Genomic DNA, 23,045 nt, shown 5'->3' with positions numbered 1-23,045 from the left:
CAGAGTATTCACAGACTTAGAAAGCTGGAATAGTCTTCTTTAAAATTTGATATAAATTCTATGCATCTTAATTATAATTTTTTTTAGCTTAAATAAAAAGAAATTTGTCTTGGAAAACACAAAAAAGTCAATCAGTTTGCCTGATTGACTTCACATGTTATTCTTCTTCTGATGTAGTGTCGTTATTCTCGTTGGGATCTACAGCGATTTCTCCAGTAACAATAATTTTTCCATCATCGTTTAGTTTGGCGATCAATTGATGTTCTTCTGGATGATCTAGGAAATACTCAGCAATACCGTCTTCGATTTGTTCTTGGATTGTCCGACGAAGAGGGCGTGCACCCATTGCAGGGTCATAGCCTAAATCAACTAATTTTTCTTTGACATCTGTAGGAACATCAATATGGATTTTTTGATGAGCAAGTAAATTATTGACGTCATCTAACATCAAGCTAACAATGTTCATCAAGTTTTCTTTACTCAACGCCTTAAATTCAATGATTCCATCAAAACGGTTCAAGAATTCAGGTGTGAAGAAATTATTTAACTGTCCTAAAACAGATTTTGTAAGTCCTGCGCGGGCAGCACCAAAGCCGACATTTGCTTCTACATTACCAGTTCCAGCATTACTGGTCATGATAATGATCGTATCTTTGAAGCTGACTGTTCTGCCTTGTGCATCTGTTAAACGACCATCATCAAGGATTTGTAAGAACATATGCAAGACATCCGGATGCGCTTTTTCGATTTCATCCAATAGGATTAAGCTGTATGGATTACGACGTACTTTTTCAGTTAATTGTCCTGCTTCATCGTAACCAACATAACCTGGAGGTGAACCAATCAATTTAGATACACTGTGTTTTTCCATGTATTCACTCATATCAAAACGAATCATTGAATCTTCTGAGCCGAATAATTCATATGCTAATTGTTTCGCTAATTCAGTTTTACCAACACCGGTTGGTCCTACAAATAAGAATGAGCCGATAGGTCTGTTTTGTTTGCCTAAACCAACGCGATTACGTCGAATTGCTTTAGATACTTTGTCGACTGCATCATCTTGTCCAACAACATGTGCTTTTAAATCGACAGCTAAGTTTTTTAATTGTGTTTGTTCTTTTTCTTTTAAATCACCGACAGGAATACCTGTTTTTTGTTCGACAATTGCTTCAATATTTTTTTCATCGATCACAGGTGTTTCTTCATCGCTGATTTGTTTGTCTTTCATTGTTTGTAATTTATTGATTTGGTCACGGTAGTAAGCCGCTTTTTCAAAATCTTCTTCTGCTGAAGCTTGTTGTTTTTGTTGTTCGGCATCTGCTAGTTTCTTTTCGATTGTTTTAGGATCGACGATTTGGATCGTCAAGTTCATTTTAGAACCGGATTCATCTAACAAATCAATCGCTTTATCAGGCAAGAAGCGGTCTTGGATATAACGATTCGATAAGATTGCGGCTGCTTTGATCGCTTCATCAGTGTATTTCACATGATGATAGTCTTCATAGCGTTTTTGCAAACCTTTAAGTATAGCGATTGTTTCATCTACTGTCGGTTCATCTACACGAACCGGTTGCATCCGACGTTCTAAAGCAGCGTCTTTTTCGATGATGCGGTATTCGTTTAATGTTGTTGCTCCAACCATTTGCAACTCACCACGAGCAAGTGCAGGTTTCAAAATATTCCCTGCATCCATGTTACCATCACCTGCAGAACCTGCTCCAACGATTTCATGGACTTCATCGATGAATAAAATGACATTCTCTGCTTGCTTGATTTCTTCGATCAATTTTTGCATACGTTCTTCAAATTGACCACGGATTCCAGTTCCTTGCACTAAAGAAACCACATCTAAACGAATAACTTCTTTGTCCAATAATTTTTGCGGTACATCGCCATCTACGATTTTTTGTGCTAAACCTTCAACAACGGCAGTTTTACCGACACCAGGTTCACCAATCAAGACAGGATTATTCTTCGTGCGGCGATTTAGGATTTCAATCACACGTTTGATTTCTTCATCACGGCCAACGACAGGATCAATGTTGCCGTTTCTAGCTGCTTCTGTAATGTTGATGCCATATTCACCTAATAGCCCGTTAGATTGACCTGCCCCTCCTCTTGGCGGTTGACCTCCGTTAAAGCCATTTCCGTCCCCAAATTGAGTAGGAGGGATTTGACCGTTAGGATTCCCTTGCTGTTCTTGCATTTGACGAGACAGTGAGCGGTATAAATCATCTAAACTTCCAAAACCAAATGGATCTTGTTGAGACATTGTTGGTTGATTATCATTTGCTTGTGCTTTTAATTTTTGATAGCAACTTTGGCAATAGTCCAATTGTTTTCTTTGGCCATTAACATTTGCGTACAAATGAATCGTTGCTGGATTTTGTTGACAATTTTGACAAATCATAGGATAAAACACGTCCTTTCATAATAAGACTAATCATGTATCAAAGTCATTGTTCTAAAGTCAAACAGTCTGCTGACCATTTTTGACCTTTGAGAATATTATAGCATCTTTTTAACAAGAATCAAGCAATTGAACTTTTAAGTAGCCTGATAAATAGAGTGGGAAATCCTATTAATAGGTTGCATAGTTTACACTTAATTGAAATTATTATGTTTTTATGAAATTATTAAGGTTTGTTTATGTAGGTTTTAGGTATAATTTAGACAAATATCTATTTTTGTCATACAATATCTTCAGTCTAAAAATAAAAGTGAAAGCTGTGATTAATCAATGTATGAAAATCCATTTGAAGAACAAATAAATGCCTTGAAAGAAGGGACTATTGCTGAACTTGTTGTAGAGCCAAAAGATTTTACAACCTTTAGAGAAGTTTGGAAAAATCTGCCCGATAGAATGTCTTTTGTTGGGGAAGCCGGATTAAATGGACGAATTATATATCATTATATAAAAGAAGCAAAATAATTGATCGTTTCATTTGATAAAAAATAGGTGAAAAGTGTTGTAACTACTCACAAAAAATGGTAATCTTAAAAATTGAAAGGGTATTATCCAGATTCTAGTTTCATTTGAAACGTATCAAGAAAGGAAAACCCTAACATAAAAAATTATTTTACTTACGAAGGAGACCGATTTATATGGAAAAGAAAGAATTTCACATCGTAGCAGAAACAGGGATTCACGCTCGTCCAGCTACATTATTAGTACAAACTGCAAGTAAATTTAACTCAGATATTAACTTAGAATACAAAGGTAAATCTGTTAACCTTAAATCAATCATGGGCGTTATGTCTTTAGGCGTTGGCCAAGGTTCAGACGTAACAATCTCAGTTGACGGTGTTGACGAAGCTGATGCATTAGCAGCAATCGTAGACACAATGCAAAAAGAAGGATTGTCAGAATAATGTCTGAAATGCTAAAGGGAATTGCCGCAAGTGATGGTGTTGCTATTGCTAAAGCTTACCTGTTAGTTCAACCTGATTTATCTTTCGACAAAAAATCCGTAGATGATACATCTGCTGAAGAAAGTCGTTTAGATGATGCTTTAGCAAAATCCACGACTGAGTTGCAAGCAATCAGAGAAAAAGCAGCGCAAAGCCTTGGTGAAGAAGAAGCGCAAGTATTTGATGCACATTTAATGGTTTTAGCTGACCCAGAAATGATCGGTCAAATCAAACAAAACATTCAAGATAACAAAGTAAATGCTGAATCAGCATTAAAAGAAGTAACAGATATGTATATCGGCATGTTCGAAGCGATGGATGATAATGCCTACATGCAAGAACGTGCAGCAGATATCCGTGACGTTGCAAAACGTATTTTAGCTCATTTATTAGGTGTTACTCTTCCTAATCCTTCAATGATCAACGAAGAGGTAGTTGTGGTTGCCCATGACTTAACACCAAGTGATACTGCTCAATTAGATCGTACGTATGTGAAAGCATTCGTAACGGATATTGGCGGACGCACATCACATTCAGCGATTATGGCTCGCTCTCTTGAAATTCCTGCAATCGTAGGAACAAAAGAAATCACTGCCAAAGTCAAAGAAGGCGATATTTTAGCAGTCAACGGAATCGATGGCGATGTTATCGTTCACCCAACTGATGCTGAAAAAGCTGACTTTGAAGCAAAAGGCAAAGAGTATGCTGATCTTAAAGTTGAATGGGAAAAACTAAAAAATGCTGAAACAGTAACTGCTGATGGTAAACACATCGAGTTAGCTGCAAACATTGGTACTCCTAAAGATTTAGATGGCGTACACAACAATGGTGCGGAAGCTGTTGGTTTATATCGTACAGAATTCCTTTACATGGATTCTCCAGATTTCCCAACAGAAGATGAACAATATACAGCTTATACTGCAGTACTTGAAGGCATGAACGGCAAACCTGTCGTGGTTCGTACAATGGATATCGGTGGAGATAAAGAATTACCTTATCTTCAATTACCGCATGAAATGAACCCATTCTTAGGTTACCGTGCTTTACGTATCAGCTTGTCTGAACGTGGCGACGAGATGTTCCGTACACAAATGCGCGCATTATTACGTGCTTCTGTTCACGGTAACTTACGTATCATGTTCCCGATGGTTGCAACGTTAAAAGAATTTAGAGCAGCGAAGAAAATCTTTGAAGAAGAAAAAGCAAAATTAGTTTCTGAAGGAACAAAAGTTTCTGATACGATTCAAGTTGGTATCATGATTGAAATTCCTGCAGCGGCTGTAATTGCGGATAAATTCGCCAAAGAAGTTGATTTCTTCAGTATTGGAACAAATGATTTGATTCAATACACAATGGCAGCAGACCGTATGAACGAACGCGTTTCTTACCTTTACCAACCATATAACCCATCAATTCTACGTTTGATTAAAAACGTGATTGATGCATCTCATGCAGAAGGTAAATGGACTGGTATGTGTGGAGAAATGGGTGGCGATCAAATGGCTGTACCATTATTGGTAGGAATGGGCTTAGATGAGTTCTCAATGAGTGCGACATCTATTCTTCAAACTCGTAGCTTAATGAAACGTCTAGACACTAAGAAAATGGCTGAACTTGCGGATCGTGCGTTGAATGACTGCGATACAATGGAAGAAGTTATTGACTTGGTTAAAGAGTATACGAAGTAAATAGTAAATAAAAGCTTTTGCAATTCAGAATTTATTCTGAATTGCGAAAGCTTTTTTGTCCAAAGAAATAATAGATAAGTATGTTGAATGTATTTCGTTCTAATGGTAAAATAAATTTAATTTAGTTGCGATAAAAATAGAGATCAAGTAGTTATTTTAAACATGGCTTAGGCGTTACTGTATAAGGTTAAGTCTTGGCAAAGCTAGAAAGTTGGAGAATAGTTATGCTAAATTTATTGTCTACATTATTTTCAATAGTTATGCTTTTTGTGTCAGCTCTTTTTGTTTATTTTGATCTCAAGAAGAAGTTGACAGTAAAAGATAGAATAATTTTCATCGTTTTAGTTTTAGTATATTCTTTATCGATTGTAGTAAAATGGATTTTATAAAAAGAGCATTAGCGTAGTAATGAAGTCATTTTTGTTTTCTTCAGTTTTATAGAATAGAAAAGAACTTTATCAGAAAAAAGCCAACTTATATTTTTGGGATGTGGCTTTTTTGTATAAATAGAATTGTAATGATTGCTTGCGTTCATTTCAGCAACGTATCTTGCTGGAATAAAATCAACAACTTTAATCATTGCGATCATTGGGGTGGATCAGGAAGCTCTGATTGTTAAATTTACAAGACAATTCCATTTATTATTTCAGCATTTGTTTTAGATTTTTTACGGATTTTTCATTCATTGATTAGATATTGTCATTTAGGATGTTTTTATAAGCTGTAAATCATAAGAAGATGGTAGAATGAGAGTGTTAAAAGAAAATCAATAAAAATTTCTTAAACCTGATGTATCTTAAGAAATAACTAAAACTATTGTTGTATAGTAAGGAACCAGTAAATCTTTTAGGAGGCTTCTATGAAAAACAAACAAAAAAAACTCACTGTAGCGATGGCACTACTCTTGATCACTACAGGTTTATACACTGGTAAAACAGCATTGGCGACACAAGGTAGCACAGCAGAAAGTACTTCAGTAAGTTCTAGTAATACAGAGACGACGCAAAGTTCTGAGCAGACTCTACAAATCAACGCAGTTGCATTGGGTAACGCATTAACACAAGAGCAAAAGGACTTTACGTTAAAAGAATTAGGAATTAAAGGTGAAACACCCCAATATACAACAAATGGCAAGGATTTGATGAGTTTTATCCCTGATGGTGGTTTTACACCAGAATGGGCAGTGTATAGTTCTGTTCGGATGGAAACTCAGAAAAAAGGGGCTGGAATATCTGTAGATATCGCCACACCTAAAAATATCACGAAAATCACAGAAGCCCAGTATCAAAATGCGGCGTTGACAGCAGGAATCACAGATGCCAAATTAACCGTTGCATCTGCTGTGCCAATTGATGGTTCAGGAGCTTTAGCAGGTGTCTATAAAATCGTCGAAGAATCTGGTGGAATCATCAATCGAGACCGCGTAGGTGTTGCGCAGGACGAAATGGACGTACTATCTAAGATCACAGAAGAAAATAAAGACAAAGATGGTTATTCCGATGAAGCCTTGAATGCAGCGCAAGAACAAGCGAAAAAAGAATTGGCAGCAAAAACGGCTGATGGTAAAAATCTGACGCAAGCAGATATTCAAAAAACAGTTGAAAATGCCTTGCAAAGTCAAGGAATCAAAGATGTAATGTCATCAGATCAGGTGAAAGAATTAACGACTTTGATGAGTGATATGAAAGACAAAAATATTTTTGAAGATTTTGTTAATCAACTAGATTTGTCTAAAACGAAAGAACAAATTCAGGAGAAATCTAAAGGACTTTGGGAGAATATTAAAGGCTTCTTTAGCGGACTTTGGGATTCAATTACTGGGAAATAAGATAAGCAAAGATTGATGAGTTAAAACTATTGAATAGTTTTGGCTCATTTTTTTGTAAGGTGAATAATTAAGAAATGAAACATACTTTTTATTGTATAATCAATCTATAAAGCTGTATGAAAGAAGGTTATCAAGGATGATACGGAATGCAACATTAATGGATCTAGATTTATTAGCGATACATGATACTCACATACCTCAGGAAAGACTTCGATTAGCCATTGAGGAAAATAGAATTCTGATTATTGAAGAAAACGAAATGATTGGTTGGCTTAGATTTAGTTTCTTTTGGGAGTCTATTCCATTTGTGGATATGTTGTTTATCTTGGAACCTTTTAGAGGTAAACAATATGGGACAGATGTAATGCATTTTTTTGAACGTGAAATGTTCGTTCAAGGGTTTAAAGAACTTATGCTGTCAACTTCCAGTGAAGAGTATTCGCAGCATTTATATCTTAAATTGGGTTTTAAAACAGTTGGGGGATTTTTCCCGACAAATGAGCCTTATGAAATAGTGATGGTAAAAGAATTGAAACAATAACTATTATGAAGTAAGAATAGGTAAGTTATTAAACAAGAAATAAAAGATTAGAAAAAGAAGATGATACAAAATTCGTTGAATTTTATTAATGTTACCGAAAAAAAGTTAGATCCTTTGGTAATTTAACTGATTGTGCCTACATAAAATTTGTAACAATGGTAGAAAATGAAGCTGAATGTTAATGCGGTGCGGTAAGATAAAGTTATAAATTACAGGTAATTCCGTCATATGAAGAGATTATGGCAGGCACTTTTTATGGTGAGATTATTAATGAAGAGTGTGATGAAGTAAAATGTTTTTCATACAAAAACAATACTAGATCAAGAAGTATTAGGATTTAATATTATTAATAGACTATTGTCTGAGTTTATTCCAGTGGTTCTAAAGTATGATAAAGAATCAATGAATAAATATGAGGAACGCTTATTTAACAACTTATCGAGAAGTGCAGAAGCTTTGTATAAAAGAGAAACTAAATCTAGTTCCGATATTGAAAAAGATTATTATCGTTTGAAGATGGCGGTTGATTTTATCTGTAATATGACAGATGGTTATGCAAAAAAGTTACATGATACATTGTTTAATTAGTAAATAAGTTGTTTTAGTATGCCAAAAAGACACTTAAATAAATGATTATCAGATCCTTAGAAGAGACTTTAACTCTTCCAGGGATTTTTTGTTCTCTATGTTAAAAATAAGAGGAAATAAAGTTAGATGATTATTCTCAGTACATTTTTAAGGGAGCAATGACAGAGCCAAATAATTCACTTTTTGCCCGTATAGTCAACGTATCGTCAGAATAAGAAAATAATTTTTATGTCTGGCAAAAAAAGAGATATATTTTTCCAAAAACTTTCGCTATGATAAAGGTAGGAGGGATCATATGTTAAAAGAAAAACTGTTAGACTATCTAAAAAATCAAACATCTTTTTTCAATCCTGAAAATGTAAGCGATATTTTTTCGGCATCTGATATTGCTGGAAAATTCTCAATTAAACGAAATACAGCGAGTCATTATTTGAATCAGCTTGCGGACGAAGGAATCTTAGTCAAAGTCAATACACGTCCTGTTTACTTTTTTCATAAAAAAACATTTGAATTACAAAACTATCCATTAATAAATTCGTTTTATCAAAACTTATCAGAGATCGAAAAGGAAAAACCAATTTTTGATAAGAAAATAGATTTTTTTCAGAACGTGATTGGTAATAGAGGCAGTTTAGCACAAACCATTGAGCAATTAAAAATGGCGGCGTTGTATCCTAATGGTGGGTTGCCGCTATTGTTAACTGGAGAAAGTGGTACAGGTAAAAGTTATTTAGTTCAATTATTATATCAATTTTGTTTAGCCAACGATTTATTAACTAGTGATGCCCCTTTTATCACAGTGAATTGCGCTCAGTACGCAGATAACCCAGAATTATTGACCAGTCATTTATTTGGTCATGTAAAAGGAGCATTTACAGGTGCAGATAATGAAAAAATGGGCGCCTTTGAAGCTGCCGCAAATGGTTTTTTATTCTTGGATGAAGTTCACCGTCTAAGTGCGGAAGGTCAGGAAAAATTATTTACCTTTTTAGATCAAGGAATTATTTACAAAATGGGGGAAAGTAATCATCCAATCACAGTGAATTGTCGCTTAGCTTTTGCAACGACCGAAGAGGTGAGCAGTACCTTTTTAACTACTTTTTTAAGACGAATTCCAGTACAAATTAAAATTCCAGCGCTTAATGAACGAACTCAATCAGAACGAAAACAATTGATCATTCGGTCGTTCTTTGAAGAACAGCAAACAATTTTAAAACCATTGATCGTCTCACCACAGGTTATCAGCATGTTAGAAAATCGTTCATACAAAGGCAACGTAGGAGAATTAAAAAATTTGATTAAAATCATAACAGCTAAAAGTTTTACAGTCAATCATGCAAAAGTACAAATTCCAATCACCCTTCATTCTTTGCCTAATTATGTACTAAAAGAAAATCAAGAAACTACTTTTTCAGAATCAGAATCGCTTTTGAGAATCGATAGTCAAAGTAACTTGGAGTATTTACTTGAAGAAAGTGAACCAGAACAAAAGAGAATTATCCAAAGTTACGAAAAAATCTTGTTAACTTATCTTAATAATCAATCAGTGATCAACGCCTCGGTTGGTTTGATCTCAAAAGAAATCGATTATCTTTTTGATTATTTATTATTTGAAACAAAAAGAGATCAAAAACAGGAGATGTTGCTATTTATTACACAGCATATGCGGCAGATGCTTGAAAAAATTGAATCGGCTTATCAAATTAGTTTTAATGGCAGCTTAGTTTATGCAATCAGTCATTATCTATTTCAACGACGATACGTGGAATGGTTACCAGAAATTGAGAGGGTTCAGCTGATCGAGATGTTGTTACTGGATATCAAAGCGCAGTTACCAAATAGTTATCGATATGCAGAACAGATTTTAAACTTAGTCAAGACGTCATTGGATATTGAAGTTTCCAGTATGGATCGGATTATTTTATCAATTTACATTGATAATCTAGGCTATACCAAAGAAACTTCTTATCCTAAAGCAGTAATTGTGGCACATGGCTACGCCACTGCTAGCAGTATTGCTAATGTAGCGAATCGGATGTTAAATGAACTATTATTTCAATCCTTTGATATGCCATTAGATGTTACGCCAAAGAAAATTGCTGAGAAACTAATGCAATATATTGAGCGAAATGATACGTCAAACGGGTTGATTATTTTATTTGATATGGGCTCTCTAAAAGAAATCCATCGTTATTTTTCAAAAGAAACCACGGCACCAATCGTATTGATGAACAATGTAACCACTAGTTTAGCGATTGCAGTGGGAGAAGGCATTCAAAGACAACAGCAACTTGGTGAAATCCCAGCCAAAGCGATAAGCAGTCATCAGTATCAATGGGAAATCATTCAGCCAGAAATGAAAAAAGAAAAAATCATCCTCACGACTTGTGCCACGGGCATTGGAACGGCTGTTCAAATTAGTAATTTACTTGAAAAAAGTTTGCCAGATACGACTTCTGTAAAACTTATCCCCTGTGAATTCAGGCAACTATGCAATCCAGTCGAATTTGAAAAAGCATTTTCCTTGTATGATGTATTAGGAATCGTCGGGACAGCTAATCCAGCTGTGGAAGGTGTACCGTTCATTTCATTAGAGGATTTGATTGCTGGTATCGGGATTGAGAGCTTGTTGGATTGGTTAAAAAACAATTTAGTATTAGATTCTCAAGAAGAGTTTAGCAATCAATTGATTCGTAATTTTTCGTTGGATCGCGTGATTCAATCTGTGACGATTTTGGATACAGAAAAAATCATCGAACAAATTGAGGGATTTTTGAAACAGTTAGAAGAAGGTTGGGGTCATCGGATTAGTAATGATCGGAAATTGGCCTTGTATGTTCATGTAAGTTGTTTAGTCGAACGCCTAATTCGCAATGTACCAATCGAAGTATATAGTGGTTTTGACATGTTGCAGGAGTGTCATGAAAAAGAGTTACAAGAGATTAAAGAAGCATTTAGTGTCATAGAGAAAGTCTATAGTGTCGATATTCCAGATTCAGAACTTTTTTATGTTCATGATGTTTTATTTGAAAACACTGAATATATCAGCGATGAAAGTGATTTTTAATCGTTAAACGAAGGGTGCCACTAAAGTTGGCACCCTTTTTGCTATTAATAAAGTGTAAGTGAGGTGAGCAGGATGGCAAGAAAAATTATTTTAGCAACACATGGGAATTTTGCACAAGGTATCAGAACGTCTTTAGAACTGATTTGTGGGAAATCAACAAATGTAGAAGTTGTTTGTGCCTATATGAGAGAAGACTTTGATTTAGCTCAAACGGTAGAAATAATTATAGCTGAAAATCGTAAAAATGAATTGGTCGTAATCACAGATATTTTTGGTGGTAGCGTAAACAATGAGTTTTTTAAGTATGTTGAAGAGCCAAATGTGTATTTAATTTCTGGATTGAATTTGTCTTTGTTAATTGAACTTTATACTCAATTAGAAATCACAGACTCTTTAGAAAATTTGATTATACAAGCAATAAAAACGTCTCAAGAAACGATCAAGTATTGTAACTTATTGAAAGCAAAAGACGAAGAAGAAGAATTCTAAAAGAGAAAGGAAATCAATCATGATTAAATTAGTACGTGTAGACCACCGTTTATTACATGGACAAGTGGCATTTTCTTGGACCCAAAGTTTAGGGGTAGATTGTATTTTGATTGCCAATGATGATGTACCGCAAAATGATATTCGCAAAACGACGATCAAGTTAGCCAAGCCTGCAGGCGTTAAATTAGTGATTAAAACGATCGAAGATTCAATCAGTGCTTTACAAAGTGGCGTGACAGATAAATATAAGTTATTTATCGTCGTTGAAAGTGTGGCAGATGCGTATAAATTGGCGAAGTCTTGTCCTGAAATCAAGCATATTAATCTTGGTGGAATGAAAGTCAGAGAAGGAACTAGAAACATTTCTAAGGCGGTAAATATAACGCCAGGTGAAGAAAGTTTGGTTAAAGAATTAATCGCTGAAGGAGTTGATATTGAGATTAGACAAGTCCCTAATGATAAAAAAGTTGCTGCTTTAGATGCATTTTAGAAAGGAAGATTAAAATGATTGTACAAGCAATTTTGTTAGGAGTTATCGCATTTATTGCTCAGTCTGAGTATGCCTTAGGTACATCGCTTTTGTCCCGACCGATCGTGACGGGATTGTTTACAGGAATTGTTTTAGGGGATATTAAAACGGGCATTATTATGGGCGCAACCTTGGAATTAGCATTTATTGGTTCTTTTTCTGTAGGAGCATCGATTCCCCCAGATGTGGTGACAGGGGGGATTTTAGGAACAGCATTTGCAATCACGGCTGGCGCTGGAACAGAAACTGCATTGGTTTTAGGTTTACCAATCGCAACATTAACGCTGATTTTGAAAAATGTCTATCTGGGTTTGGTGATTCCAACGATGAGCCAAAAAGCAGATAATTACGCGGATGATGGGAATTATAAAGGGGTAGAAAGAATGCATTTGGCGGCAGGTTTTGGTTTGTCTCTGATGTTAGCACTCATTGTTTCCATTTCATTTGCTGTAGGGAGTAACACAATCAAGGGATTATTAGATATGATTCCTGAGTTTGTTCAACATGGTTTATCCGTTGCAACGGGTATTATTCCAGCACTTGGTTTTGCAATGTTGGCACGTTTATTGATCAATAAACAAGTAGCACCATACTTTTTTCTAGGTTTTGCTTTGATGGCTTATTTAGAAATACCAGTTACAGGGATTGCAATTTTAGGGGCGATCACAGCTGTGATCGTGGTCAATATCATGAACCACAATAAAGGCAATGAAATGATCCAAACATCAAACGGGGAGGTTATGGATGATGACGAAGACTTCTAAAGAACAAACGGAAAAGTTAATCACGAAAAAAGAATTGAACAGTGTTTTCTGGCGGTCTTTCCAAATGGAATTTTCTTGGAACTACGAGCGTCAGATGAATATGGCATATGTGTTTGCGATGATTCCAATTTTGAAGAAATTGTATCCTAAAAAGTCTGATATGGCTCACGCTCTGAAACGACATTTAGCCTTTTTCAATACCACACCTCATATTGTGACCTTGATATTAGGGATCAATACGGCGATGGAAGAAGAAAATGTACTAGATGAACAATTTGATGTGAGTACGATCGATAGTATTAAAACTTCATTGATGGGTCCTTTGGCAGGGTTAGGAGATTCATTTTTCTGGGGAACATTACGTTTGATTGCGACCGGAGTTGGAACGTCACTAGCTCTACAAGGAAATATTTTAGGCCCCATTTTATTCTTGCTGATTTTTAACGTACCACATATTATTTTGCGCTACCTATTTACTGGTTGGGGCTATAAATTAGGAACTGGTTTCTTGAAAAAGATTCAAGCGAACGGGATGATGGAAAGCTTGACTTTAGGCGCTTCAATCATTGGATTGATGGTAGTTGGCGCAATGACGGCTTCGATGATCGATATTTCGATTCCAGTCACAATCAGTGGCAGTGGAGAAACAGCAGTAACAGTGCAGAGTATTTTTGATGATATCATGCCTAAACTATTGCCATTAGCAACTTTTGGAGCAGTTTTCTATCTTTTGAAAAAAGAAGTAAAACCCCTGGCAATTCTTGGTGGAATGGCAGTCGTCGGAATTTTAGGTTCCTTGATTGGAATTTTTTAAGTGAAAAGTAGAGTGAGGTGAGATTCAGTGGAAACGATGTTGGATTATATCAATGAAGAACAAGAAACGTTAGAAACGATTATCAATTCATTTGATATCACACAAATCAAGGTGAAAAATGTTAAACACTGTTTGATTTTAGCAACAGGTTCTTCTTATAATGCTTGTCTATCTGCAAAATATTATATAGAACAAACGGCACCTGTATATGTTCAAATAGAAGAACCCTTTAATTTTCTCCACTATGGGAAAATCGATCCGAGTATTGACTTGATCATAGCAGTTTCACAAAGTGGCAAAAGTGCATCAACCATTCAGGCAGTACAAAAGCTAACACAAACTAGAAAAATCAAAACGATTGCTCTAACTAGCAATACAAGTAGCCCAATCAGTCAAGTAGTGGATGAAGTGCTAGATTTAAATATGGGAATCGAGACGGTTGGGTTTGTTACAAAAGGCTATTTAGCAACTGTGTTGAATTTAATGTTATTAGGGTTACGTATCGCTTATCAAAGCGAGTCAATTGATCAATCTACAGTAAAAAATGAACTGTTGGCATTAAAGAAAGCAATCAGTCAAATCAATCTGGTAATCGAAAAAACGAGTGAATTTTGGTTGGAAAATCAAGCGGATCTAAGTAAGGGGGTACGTTTTATAACGATTGGCTACGGACCTAACATTGGAACAGCTAAAGAATTTGAAACAAAATTTACTGAAACGGTACGTTTACCCTCACAAGGATTTGAACTTGAAGCCTATATGCACGGACCTTATTTAGAAGCAAACAACACACATTCACTATTTTTTATAGAAAATGATAATGTACTGAATGATAGAAGCAAAGCGTTAAAAAATTATCTAAGAAACGATGTTGGGAATTGCTACACGATTACCACGGAAGCGAAAACTGATTCAAAAACAGTAGGATTATCAATTAAAACACCTGAAAAAATCAGTCCACTTTTATTGGTGATTCCCTTCCAATACCTCGCGTATCAAATTGCGACAGGTAAAGGAATTGATTTAAATAAACGAATTTTTGATGATTTTGACCAAGTATTAAAAAGTAAAATTTAAGGAGCGTAAACAATGTTAAAATTTAACGAAACAAAGCAAATAGAAGATATCAAAGGAGCGTTAGCACTACGTCCGCAAGTCGAAAAAATAGTTGATGAAGTGTGGGGAAAAGGATTTGACTCTATTTATTATCTTGGTATTGGCGGAACCTATGCTTCAGCGATGCAAGCAGTGACGTACATTAATGGAAAAAGTAATCTACCTGCTTATGTACAGCATGCCGCTGAATATTATACAACTGGCAATCGTCGCTTAACCAAAGATTCGATCGTTATTTTGTCTTCAGTAACTGGCACAACCCAAGAAGTTGTCAAAGCGGTGGAAGAAATTAAAACAGTTGGGGCAACATTGATCGGTTTTATTGATGCAAAAGGAAGTATTCTAGCAGAAAAATGTGATTATGTTGTGACGTATCCAGCACCAGGAACGGAACAAATCAAGTTCTTTATGATAGCAGATCGATTGATGAAAAATAATAGCGAATTTGATGATTATGAAGAATATTATCAAGAACTAGAAGAATATCTTCCTGTTGGTTTAGTTGAAGCTGAGAAAAAAGCGGATGACTTTGGGTTAAAATTTGCCCAAGCCCATCGTCACGATGATATGCATTATTTTATCGGAGCGGGTAATCAATGGGGCGCAGTTTATTCTTATGCAATGTGCTATTGGGAAGAACAAAGTTGGCTACGTTCAAAATCAATCCATGCTGCTGAGTTTTTACACGGAACGTTAGAAATTGTGGAGGAAACAACGGCAGTCACTTTATTTATTGGTGAGGATGAACAACGTCCATTGTCTGAAAGAGTAGCGAATTTGTTACCGCGTATTTGCGCTAACTATACGATTATTGATTCAAAGGATTATCCAGTCGCAGGAATCAGTGACAAATATCGTGGAAGAGTTTTGTCATTCTTGCTGATGCATTGTGTGACACAACGTATTGATGCTCATGTTGAACAGTTGAATTGCCATCCGTTAGATATTAGACGTTATTATCGTCAGTTTGATTATTAAAATGAAAGAAAAGGCCTGCAACTAAAAAGTTACAGTCCGTTTTCAGTTTGATTGAATAGCAGATAAGTAATATTGCCTCTTTAAAATTTTTTGGAAAATACTAGGAAATAAGTAAGTTAGTCTAGTTCGTTTATCAAGTAATTCATTTTACAATTCAAAAAATCAGTTTATTTTCCCTTCTTCTCACCTAAAATGTTTACATTTATCCAGTGATAGTGTACTATTTAAAGGTATGCATAACATAAATTCATGTATAAAATTAAGTTATTCGGAGGGAAACAAATGTCTGCGAAATTTGAAAAAAAAGGCACCAATGATGGTGTGTTAACTTTTTCAGTTGATCAAACTCTAATTGAAAAAGGCTTGAAACAAGCATTCGATAAAGTTAAAAAAAATCTTAACGTACCAGGATTCCGTAAAGGGAAAGTGTCACGTCAAGTATTCAACCGTATGTACGGCGAAGAAGCATTATATGAAGATGCTTTGAACGCAGTGTTACCAGAAGTTTACGAAGCAGCTGTGAAAGAAGCTGGAATCGATCCTGTATCACAACCTAAAATTGATGTTGAAAGCATGAATAAAGGGGAAGATTGGGTTGTAACTGCTGAAGTGACTGTAAAACCTGAAGTTAAATTAGGCGAATACAAAAACTTAACAGTTGAAAAACAAGACCGTGAAGTAACAGACGAAGACTTAGATGCACGCATCCAACGTGAATTAGATGCACAAGCTGAATTAGTAATCAAAGAAGACGAAGCAGCTGTTGAAGGCGACACTGTCGTAATCGATTTTGAAGGATTTAAAGATGGCGAAGCTTTTGAAGGTGGAAAAGGCGAAAACTATTCTCTTGAATTAGGTTCTAACTCTTTCATCCCAGGCTTTGAAGAACAATTAGTTGGCAAAAAAGCTGGCGAAGAAGTTGAAGTAAAAGTAACATTCCCAGAAGATTACCAAGCAGAAGATTTAGCTGGTAAAGAAGCTGTTTTCCAAGTGAAAGTTCACGAAGTGAAAGCGAAAGAATTACCAACTTTAGATGATGAATTTGCGAAAGATGTTGACGATTCAGTAGAATCATTAGACGAATTAAAAGAAAAATACCGTAACGAATTAACAGAATCTAAAGAAGCTGCTGCAACAGAAGCAAAAGACGAAGCAGCTATCCGTCAAGCTGTTGATAATGCTGAAATCGTTGAATTACCACACGTAATGGTACATGATGAAGTTCACCGTTCAATGGATGAATTCTTAAACAACATGCAACGTCAAGGAATCGCTCCAGATATGTACTATCAATTAACTGGAACAACAGAAGCTGACTTGCACAAACAATTTGAAGCAGAAGCAGAAGTTCGTACGAAAACAAACCTTGTAATCGAAGCGATCGCTAAAGCAGAAGATATCGAAGTATCTCAAGAAGATATGGATAATGAAATCAAAGAACTATCAGAACAATACAACATGCCGATCGATCAAGTTAAAAAAGTCTTAACAGAAGACATGTTAAAACATGATATCCGCATGAAACGTGCAGTAGAAGTTATCACTGAAACTGCAACTGAAAAATAAACGAAATTTAAAAGACATTCCTGAGTGATCGGGAATGTCTTTTTTTAAGTTAAAGAATCAATCAATTATGTTAAAATCAAGTTGTGGCTAATACTTTGTCAAGCCATTCAATCAAAGCATGGTAAACGTTAAGCCCTTCATTTTTAGTAAGATCACCGTCAAAATCATGAGGAAGTTTTTCGACTTCTTCATAAGTAACATTGGAGATTTTATTACTGGCAATACGAGATGCTTCAACAGGAACGTCTTGATCAGCAGAACTGTGGGCTAAAAATGTAGGTGGAAGTTGGGCAAGTTCTGTATCAGTTAAACTAAACGTTTCTTTTTCACTAGGAGAGTTAGTTAGATAACTCAACCAGTTACCAAATTGTCGACCAGATAAATAAAGTGAAAATCGTTCATTGATAGAAACACCTGCAATTGGTTCAGGCTGAATCAAAGCTTGAGCAGTTAGCGGTGCTATTTTAGGAAATTGATTATAGTAACTACTTGGCTGACTGAAAGCCGGGTTTATCAAATCATAATAACCATAAAAGCTGATCAATCCTTTTTGCTCTGGTAAAGCATAACGAGCAGATAATAGGTAGGAAAGAAACCCGCCAGCTGAACGACCAAACAAGAAATAATCTGAACGCTCCAAGCCTAAAATCGATTGGTAATTTTTTAAGAACCAATCAATGGCTTCTCTTAAACAATTAATAATAGTTGGCAGTTTGACTTCAGGTGCTAAAGGATAATCAACGGTCAGCAAATTATAGCCTTTCTCCACTAAAAGCTCACAATAGGTTTCTGGTAAATCATCCCGACTACCGTAGAGAAGTCCGCCACCATGCAAATAAATCAGTGTAGCTTTGGCAGAAGAGTCATTTTGTTTTGAATAAAAGGTCACAGACAAGTCTAAATCATTCAGTTGGCTATAACAGAATTCTTGTTTTATCATAAAAAGTCCTCCTTGAATTATAAGAAACAATGCTCCGAGTGTATTTCAATATCAAGCAACCAATGGAAGCAATGTTTCTTTCAGCTTTTAACAGAAAAATGTGAATTTATATTATTATGTCATACTACTATTTTATCTTTTTTCCAAAGATTAGCCTATGAATAAAGATAATTTCACTAACTTATTTCTATTTTAACCCAAATAGCCTCAGTCTTTATGTTTAATGCGCACAAAGATAGTAGTTAATTTGTGAAATATGGATAGTGTATGAAAGTCGGCAACCGCTTACAATGGTTATGATAATAAAAGAGGGAGATGTATCTAATGGATTTAAAAAAAGTTTTACAGGAAAATATCGATCAAATTTCTAATATTGGTAACGATCCAACAGGTGGAATGACACGTTTATTGTATTCTGACTCTTGGTTAAAAGCGCAAAAAACTGTGAAAGAAAATTTGGAAGCTATAGGCATGACAGCTTCATTTGATGAAATCGGTAATCTCTTTGGTAGAGTAGAAGGAACAGAACATCCAGAAGAAACGATTTTATCAGGTTCTCATATTGATACTGTTGTCAATGGTGGGAACTTAGATGGCCAATTTGGTGTCATCGCAGCATATGTTGCCATCCAATATTTATTAGAAACATACGGTAAACCAAAACGTTCATTAGAAGTTATCTCAATGGCTGAAGAAGAAGGCAGTCGCTTCCCAACGGTTTTCTGGGGAAGTAAAAACTTCGTCGGCGAAGCGAAAAAAGAAGATGTTATTGAAATCTCTGACTTTGAAGGTTTGAAATTCGTTGAAGAAATGCAACGTCACGGGTTTGACTTTAGAGATGAAAGCAAAGCTGCAAGAGATGATATTAAAGCATTCGTAGAAATTCATATCGAGCAAGGAACTGTGCTTGAAAAAGAAAACTTACAAATAGGTGTTGTGAATAATATTGCAGGTCAAAGACGCTATACGATCGTTCTAAAAGGTGAAGCAAATCATGCTGGAACAACGCCAATGGGCTATCGTAAAGATGCTGTTTATGCTTTTGCTAAGATTTGTTCACAAGCAATCGATCGTGCATTAGAAGTCGGTGATCCATTAGTATTGACTTTCGGTAAAGTTGAACCAAAACCAAATACTGTAAACGTAGTACCTGGTGAAGTTCTATTTACAATGGATTGTCGTCATACCGATAGTGGAGAATTGCATGCATTTACTAAAGAAATTGAAGAATTAATGAGAAAAATTGCTGCCGAACATGGTTTAGAAATCGATATCGATTTATGGATGGATGAAGCGCCAGTACCGATGAATGAAGAAATTGTGACTGCGATTGAAACGGCAGCTATTGCTGAAAACATGAAATATAAAGTGATGCACAGTGGAGCAGGTCACGATTCACAAGTTATTGCACCACACTTCCCAACGGCTATGATTTTTGTACCAAGTATTAATGGTATTAGTCATAACCCAGCAGAAGCAACAGATATCGATGACTTGGTCAACGGTGTCAAAGTACTTGCAAGTGCCTTATACGAATTAGCATATAAATAAAAGAAAGTAGGAAAAATAAAAATGGGTTATAAAAATAATCAAACAGGTTATCTTGATGGTTTATTATCATCTAGAGCTGTGATCAAAAAAAATAATTATGCATTGATTCCTCATGATGGATTGGTAAATAATGTGATTCCAGGTTTTGAAAACTGTGATTGTTCAATTTTAGGATCAAAACAATTAGGTGCAAATTTTGTCGATTATATTATTACGCTACACAAAGATGGTAAAAACCAACGTGGCTTTGGCGGAGACGGTGTGGAAACAATTGTTTATGTGATTGATGGTGTCCTAAAAGTCAATGATGGTACAGAAACACATGAACTAACAAAAGGTGGTTATGTCTATTTACCTGCTAGCACATTGATGTATTTGGAAAATGGACAAGATGCGGATACTGAAATTTTCTTATACAAAAAACGCTATCAACCACTAGAAGGCTATGAAGCACATAAAGTAGTCGGTAATGTCAATGATATGGAACCAATCGAATATGAAGGCATGAAAGACGTTCTTTTATGGGACTTCTTACCGAAAGATCTAGGCTTTGATATGAACTTCCACATTCTTTCATTTGAACCAGGAGCAAGTCATGGTTATATTGAAACACACTATCAAGAACACGGTGCGTACTTACTTTCTGGACAAGGCATGTATAACTTAGACAATGAGTGGATGCCAGTCGAAAAGGGAGATTATATCTTTATGAGTTCATACGTACAACAAGCAGCCTATGCTGTAGGACGTGACGAACCATTGATGTATGTCTATTCAAAAGATTGCAACCGTGATCCAGAAATTTAATTTGAAGAGGAAGTTTAAGAATGAATGAAACTGTTGTAGTGAAACCAGAAGAATTGCATGATTTGATCGAAAAAAAATTAACAACAGCTGGTTTAAAACCAGAGCATGCAGATGAAGTGGCGACACATTTGGTATTTGCAGATGCGTGCGGTATCCACTCACATGGAGCCGTTAGGGTAGAATATTATGCAGAACAAATCGACAAAGGCGGTGTGACGCTTGATCCAGTAATTGAATTTGAAGAAACTGGCCCAAGTTCAGGAATCGTTCACGGTAAAAATGGCGCTGGACAATTCGTCGCAGATGTTGGTCTTGGTTATGCTATAGATATGGCAAAAAAATCAGGAGTTGCGGCTGTGGGAATCTCTAAAATCAGTCACAGCGGAGCGTTATCTTATTATGTGAAAAAAGCTGCGCAACAAGATTTGATTGCTATTGCAATGTGTCAATCTGATCCGATGGTCGTACCATTTGGAGGAAAAGAAAATTATTTTGGAACGAATCCGATTGCTTTTGCAGCGCCTAGAAAAGGTCATGAACCTGTTGTTTTTGATATGGCAACTACTGTTCAAGCGTGGGGCAAAGTCTTGGATGCTCGTTCTAAAAATAAAGATATCCCAGATACTTGGGCAGTTGATAAAGAAGGAAAACCAACAACGGATCCCCATAAAGTCAATGGTTTATTACCGATTGCAGGACCAAAAGGCTATGGCTTGATGATGATGGTAGATATTTTATCAGGTATGCTTTTAGGCTTACCATTTGGGAAACACGTTTCTTCAATGTATGACGATATAAGCAAAGGACGTAATGTTGGTCAAATGTATATTTTGATCGATCCAAAACGTTTTACTGACTTGGATATGTTCAAAGAATCAGTGGATGGTATGGTAGAAGAGTTACATGCCATTCCAGCAGCTGATGGGTTTGAGCAAGTATATTATCCAGGCGAAATCAATCAAATCAATTATGAAAAATCAATGAAAGATGGTATCGACATCGTTAAAGATATCTATGACTATTTAAAGAGTGACACACTTCATTTTGATCGATATGAAAATACGAATGCTTTTGGTGAAAAAAAATAGAATTGTTTTGGAATTAAGATATAGTATAAAAAATGTTGTTGGTTTGTATAAGTATTAGCGAAGCGGAGAATTGTTGTCGTATGGCATCTAGCTACGCGGGCTTGCTTCTCGGAAAAAAGATAAAAATTGAATGAGGCCAAAAGCACCTCAGTCAATTTTTCCTATTTTTCTGTCGAAGCGGAACGTTGTTACCGATAATAAAAGGAGGCGTTTTAAATGAGAGTAAAAAAAGCGGATTTACATCAACTAATCAAAGATAAAATACAAAAAGCTGGTTTATCGGAAGAACATGCAGGAATCGTAAGTGATGTTTTAACGTTTGCAGATGCAAGAGGAATTCATTCTCACGGTGCGATGCGTGTGGAATATTATTCGGAAAGAATTGCGAAAGGCGGTATCACCAACGATCCTACGTTTTCTTTTGAGCAAACAGCTCCTAGCTGTGGTATGTTTGAAGGCGATAATGGTTCTGGTTTTGTTGCTGCAGAAAAAGCAATGGACCTAGCCATTGAAATGGCAAAGAAAAATGGTGTTGCTGTTGTCGGGGTTCGTAATATCTCTCATAGCGGAGCGCTTGCCTATTATGTAGAAAGAGCTGCAGAACAAGATATGGTAGCCCTTTCTGTTTGCCAATCTGACCCAATGGTTGTACCATTTGGAGGAAGTGAACCTTACTTCGGTACAAATCCAATTGCGTTTGCTGCCCCTAGTAATGACGATCGTGTGATTACATTTGATATGGCAACAACCGTTCAAGCTTGGGGGAAAATATTGCATGCTCGATCTAAAAAAGAAGCTATACCAGACTCTTGGGCAGTCGATGCCAAAGGAAATCCAACAACGGATTCTACAGCAGTGAACGCGTTATTGCCGATTGCAGGACCAAAAGGGTATGGTTTGATGATGATGGTAGATATTTTATCGGGGATTTTACTAGGCGTGCCGTTTGGCAAACACGTTTCTTCCATGTATCATGATTTATCTAAAGGCCGCGAATTAGGTCAGCTTCACATTGTGATCAATCCAGATTTCTTCATTGGTTTAGACGTCTTTAAAAAGAATATTTCAACAATGTTGGATGAATTAAAAGAAATCAGCCCAAGTCCTGGTTTTACTGAAGTAAACTATCCAGGTGAACGAGGACGTGCACGTGAAAAAAATTATGAAGAAAATGGAATCGAAATTGTGGATGATATTTACGAATATTTAATCAGTGACGATATTCATTATGATCGTTATGATCATAAAAATAAGTTTGCGGAATAAATTTTGCAAAG

The 23,045-nt window shown here is 35.9% G+C and carries 20 protein-coding genes; 18 read left to right on the top strand and 2 right to left on the bottom strand.

Annotated features, from left to right (window positions below; genetic code table 11):
- Positions 1-157: 157 nt before the first annotated feature.
- Entirely contained in the window at positions 158-2,413 is a 2,256-nt protein-coding gene (locus tag I583_RS10035) for an ATP-dependent Clp protease ATP-binding subunit (RefSeq protein ID WP_010760594.1), read from the bottom strand.
- A gap of 330 nt (positions 2,414-2,743) precedes the next feature.
- On the opposite strand from I583_RS10035, the gene I583_RS10030 reads away from it, so the two are divergent.
- The 14 genes from I583_RS10030 to tig all read left to right on the top strand — a co-directional run bounded on the left by I583_RS10030 (position 2,744) and on the right by tig (position 17,382).
- Positions 2,744-2,935: a hypothetical protein gene (locus I583_RS10030; protein ID WP_010760595.1), complete on the top strand. Its 192-nt coding sequence runs from the start codon at positions 2,744-2,746 to the stop codon at positions 2,933-2,935.
- A gap of 173 nt (positions 2,936-3,108) precedes the next feature.
- Positions 3,109-3,375 carry a phosphocarrier protein HPr gene (locus tag I583_RS10025; RefSeq protein ID WP_010760596.1) on the top strand — a complete coding sequence of 89 codons (267 nt, stop codon included), beginning with the start codon at positions 3,109-3,111 and terminating at the stop codon, positions 3,373-3,375.
- Positions 3,375-5,102, top strand: coding sequence for a phosphoenolpyruvate--protein phosphotransferase (gene ptsP, locus I583_RS10020; RefSeq protein ID WP_010760597.1), 1,728 nt, complete (start codon positions 3,375-3,377; stop codon positions 5,100-5,102). The genes I583_RS10025 and ptsP overlap by 1 nt, the downstream gene beginning before the upstream one ends.
- 859 nt (positions 5,103-5,961) lie before the next feature.
- On the top strand, positions 5,962-6,930 hold the full coding sequence (locus tag I583_RS10015) for a DUF1002 domain-containing protein (RefSeq protein WP_010760599.1): 969 nt from the start codon (positions 5,962-5,964) through the stop codon (positions 6,928-6,930).
- Between the two features lie 157 nt (positions 6,931-7,087).
- Positions 7,088-7,471 carry a GNAT family N-acetyltransferase gene (locus I583_RS10010; protein WP_167584575.1) on the top strand — a complete coding sequence of 128 codons (384 nt, stop codon included), beginning with the start codon at positions 7,088-7,090 and terminating at the stop codon, positions 7,469-7,471.
- Positions 7,472-7,846: 375 nt separating this feature from the next.
- Positions 7,847-8,059: a hypothetical protein gene (locus I583_RS16980; protein ID WP_010760601.1), complete on the top strand. Its 213-nt coding sequence runs from the start codon at positions 7,847-7,849 to the stop codon at positions 8,057-8,059.
- Positions 8,060-8,354: 295 nt separating this feature from the next.
- On the top strand, positions 8,355-11,126 hold the full coding sequence (locus I583_RS10000; RefSeq protein ID WP_010760602.1) for a sigma-54-dependent transcriptional regulator: 2,772 nt from the start codon (positions 8,355-8,357) through the stop codon (positions 11,124-11,126).
- Between the two features lie 72 nt (positions 11,127-11,198).
- Positions 11,199-11,615, top strand: a complete 417-nt coding sequence (locus I583_RS09995; protein ID WP_010760603.1) for a PTS sugar transporter subunit IIA — start codon at positions 11,199-11,201, stop codon at positions 11,613-11,615.
- A 19-nt stretch (positions 11,616-11,634) separates the two neighbouring features.
- On the top strand, positions 11,635-12,105 hold the full coding sequence (locus I583_RS09990; RefSeq protein WP_010760604.1) for a PTS sugar transporter subunit IIB: 471 nt from the start codon (positions 11,635-11,637) through the stop codon (positions 12,103-12,105).
- 14 nt (positions 12,106-12,119) lie between these two features.
- Positions 12,120-12,908, top strand: a complete 789-nt coding sequence (locus I583_RS09985; protein ID WP_010760605.1) for a PTS mannose/fructose/sorbose/N-acetylgalactosamine transporter subunit IIC — start codon at positions 12,120-12,122, stop codon at positions 12,906-12,908.
- Positions 12,889-13,722: a PTS system mannose/fructose/sorbose family transporter subunit IID gene (locus I583_RS09980; protein WP_174270344.1), complete on the top strand. Its 834-nt coding sequence runs from the start codon at positions 12,889-12,891 to the stop codon at positions 13,720-13,722. Before I583_RS09985 ends, I583_RS09980 begins: the two co-directional genes overlap by 20 nt.
- A 27-nt stretch (positions 13,723-13,749) precedes the next feature.
- The gene (locus tag I583_RS09975) at positions 13,750-14,799 is read left to right on the top strand and encodes an SIS domain-containing protein (RefSeq protein WP_010760607.1); all 1,050 of its coding nucleotides are present in this window, start codon (positions 13,750-13,752) and stop codon (positions 14,797-14,799) included.
- A gap of 12 nt (positions 14,800-14,811) precedes the next feature.
- Positions 14,812-15,816, top strand: a complete 1,005-nt coding sequence (locus I583_RS09970; protein ID WP_010760608.1) for an SIS domain-containing protein — start codon at positions 14,812-14,814, stop codon at positions 15,814-15,816.
- 282 nt (positions 15,817-16,098) lie between these two features.
- On the top strand, positions 16,099-17,382 hold the full coding sequence (gene tig / locus I583_RS09965; RefSeq protein WP_010760609.1) for a trigger factor: 1,284 nt from the start codon (positions 16,099-16,101) through the stop codon (positions 17,380-17,382).
- Positions 17,383-17,458: 76 nt separating this feature from the next.
- On the opposite strand, the gene I583_RS09960 is transcribed toward tig, so the two are convergent.
- On the bottom strand, positions 17,459-18,322 hold the full coding sequence (locus I583_RS09960; protein ID WP_010760610.1) for an alpha/beta hydrolase: 864 nt from the start codon (positions 18,320-18,322) through the stop codon (positions 17,459-17,461).
- A 324-nt stretch (positions 18,323-18,646) separates the two neighbouring features.
- Here I583_RS09960 and allC point away from each other — a divergent pair, with 324 nt between their 5' ends.
- The 4 genes from allC (at position 18,647) to allD (I583_RS09940) (ending at position 23,034) form a co-directional block, all read left to right on the top strand.
- Positions 18,647-19,873: an allantoate deiminase gene (allC, locus tag I583_RS09955; protein ID WP_010760611.1), complete on the top strand. Its 1,227-nt coding sequence runs from the start codon at positions 18,647-18,649 to the stop codon at positions 19,871-19,873.
- A 21-nt stretch (positions 19,874-19,894) separates the two neighbouring features.
- Positions 19,895-20,680, top strand: coding sequence for a (S)-ureidoglycine aminohydrolase (gene allE, locus I583_RS09950; protein ID WP_010760612.1), 786 nt, complete (start codon positions 19,895-19,897; stop codon positions 20,678-20,680).
- Between the two features lie 20 nt (positions 20,681-20,700).
- The gene (allD, locus tag I583_RS09945; protein WP_010760613.1) at positions 20,701-21,768 is read left to right on the top strand and encodes an ureidoglycolate dehydrogenase; all 1,068 of its coding nucleotides are present in this window, start codon (positions 20,701-20,703) and stop codon (positions 21,766-21,768) included.
- 216 nt (positions 21,769-21,984) lie between these two features.
- A complete protein-coding gene (gene allD / locus I583_RS09940; protein WP_010760614.1) occupies positions 21,985-23,034 on the top strand; it encodes an ureidoglycolate dehydrogenase in 1,050 nt (349 codons plus the stop codon).
- The last annotated feature ends 11 nt before the right edge of the window (positions 23,035-23,045 follow it).

The organism is Enterococcus haemoperoxidus ATCC BAA-382 (genome assembly GCF_000407165.1).
Taxonomy (GTDB): domain Bacteria; phylum Bacillota; class Bacilli; order Lactobacillales; family Enterococcaceae; genus Enterococcus_L; species Enterococcus_L haemoperoxidus.
The sequence above is the reverse complement of the archived record's forward strand: the minus strand, read 5'-3'. Positions and strand labels throughout refer to the sequence as shown.

Excerpts from the sequence above, each read along its gene's own strand:
- I583_RS10025 (WP_010760596.1), top strand. The coding sequence starts at position 3,109 with ATGGAAAAGAAAGAATTTCACATCGTAGCAGAAACAGGGATTCACGCT.
- ptsP (WP_010760597.1), top strand. The coding sequence starts at position 3,375 with ATGTCTGAAATGCTAAAGGGAATTGCCGCAAGTGATGGTGTTGCTATT.
- allE (WP_010760612.1), top strand. The coding sequence starts at position 19,895 with ATGGGTTATAAAAATAATCAAACAGGTTATCTTGATGGTTTATTATCA.
- I583_RS10035 (WP_010760594.1), bottom strand. The coding sequence starts at position 2,413 with ATGATTTGTCAAAATTGTCAACAAAATCCAGCAACGATTCATTTGTAC.
- I583_RS09995 (WP_010760603.1), top strand. The coding sequence starts at position 11,199 with ATGGCAAGAAAAATTATTTTAGCAACACATGGGAATTTTGCACAAGGT.
- allD (WP_010760613.1), top strand. The coding sequence starts at position 20,701 with ATGAATGAAACTGTTGTAGTGAAACCAGAAGAATTGCATGATTTGATC.
- tig (WP_010760609.1), top strand. The coding sequence starts at position 16,099 with ATGTCTGCGAAATTTGAAAAAAAAGGCACCAATGATGGTGTGTTAACT.
- I583_RS10030 (WP_010760595.1), top strand. The coding sequence starts at position 2,744 with ATGTATGAAAATCCATTTGAAGAACAAATAAATGCCTTGAAAGAAGGG.
- I583_RS09970 (WP_010760608.1), top strand. The coding sequence starts at position 14,812 with ATGTTAAAATTTAACGAAACAAAGCAAATAGAAGATATCAAAGGAGCG.
- I583_RS09980 (WP_174270344.1), top strand. The coding sequence starts at position 12,889 with ATGATGACGAAGACTTCTAAAGAACAAACGGAAAAGTTAATCACGAAA.
- I583_RS09985 (WP_010760605.1), top strand. The coding sequence starts at position 12,120 with ATGATTGTACAAGCAATTTTGTTAGGAGTTATCGCATTTATTGCTCAG.
- allD (WP_010760614.1), top strand. The coding sequence starts at position 21,985 with ATGAGAGTAAAAAAAGCGGATTTACATCAACTAATCAAAGATAAAATA.
- I583_RS10010 (WP_167584575.1), top strand. The coding sequence starts at position 7,088 with ATGGATCTAGATTTATTAGCGATACATGATACTCACATACCTCAGGAA.
- allC (WP_010760611.1), top strand. The coding sequence starts at position 18,647 with ATGGATTTAAAAAAAGTTTTACAGGAAAATATCGATCAAATTTCTAAT.
- I583_RS09990 (WP_010760604.1), top strand. The coding sequence starts at position 11,635 with ATGATTAAATTAGTACGTGTAGACCACCGTTTATTACATGGACAAGTG.
- I583_RS10000 (WP_010760602.1), top strand. The coding sequence starts at position 8,355 with ATGTTAAAAGAAAAACTGTTAGACTATCTAAAAAATCAAACATCTTTT.
- I583_RS09960 (WP_010760610.1), bottom strand. The coding sequence starts at position 18,322 with ATGATAAAACAAGAATTCTGTTATAGCCAACTGAATGATTTAGACTTG.
- I583_RS10015 (WP_010760599.1), top strand. The coding sequence starts at position 5,962 with ATGAAAAACAAACAAAAAAAACTCACTGTAGCGATGGCACTACTCTTG.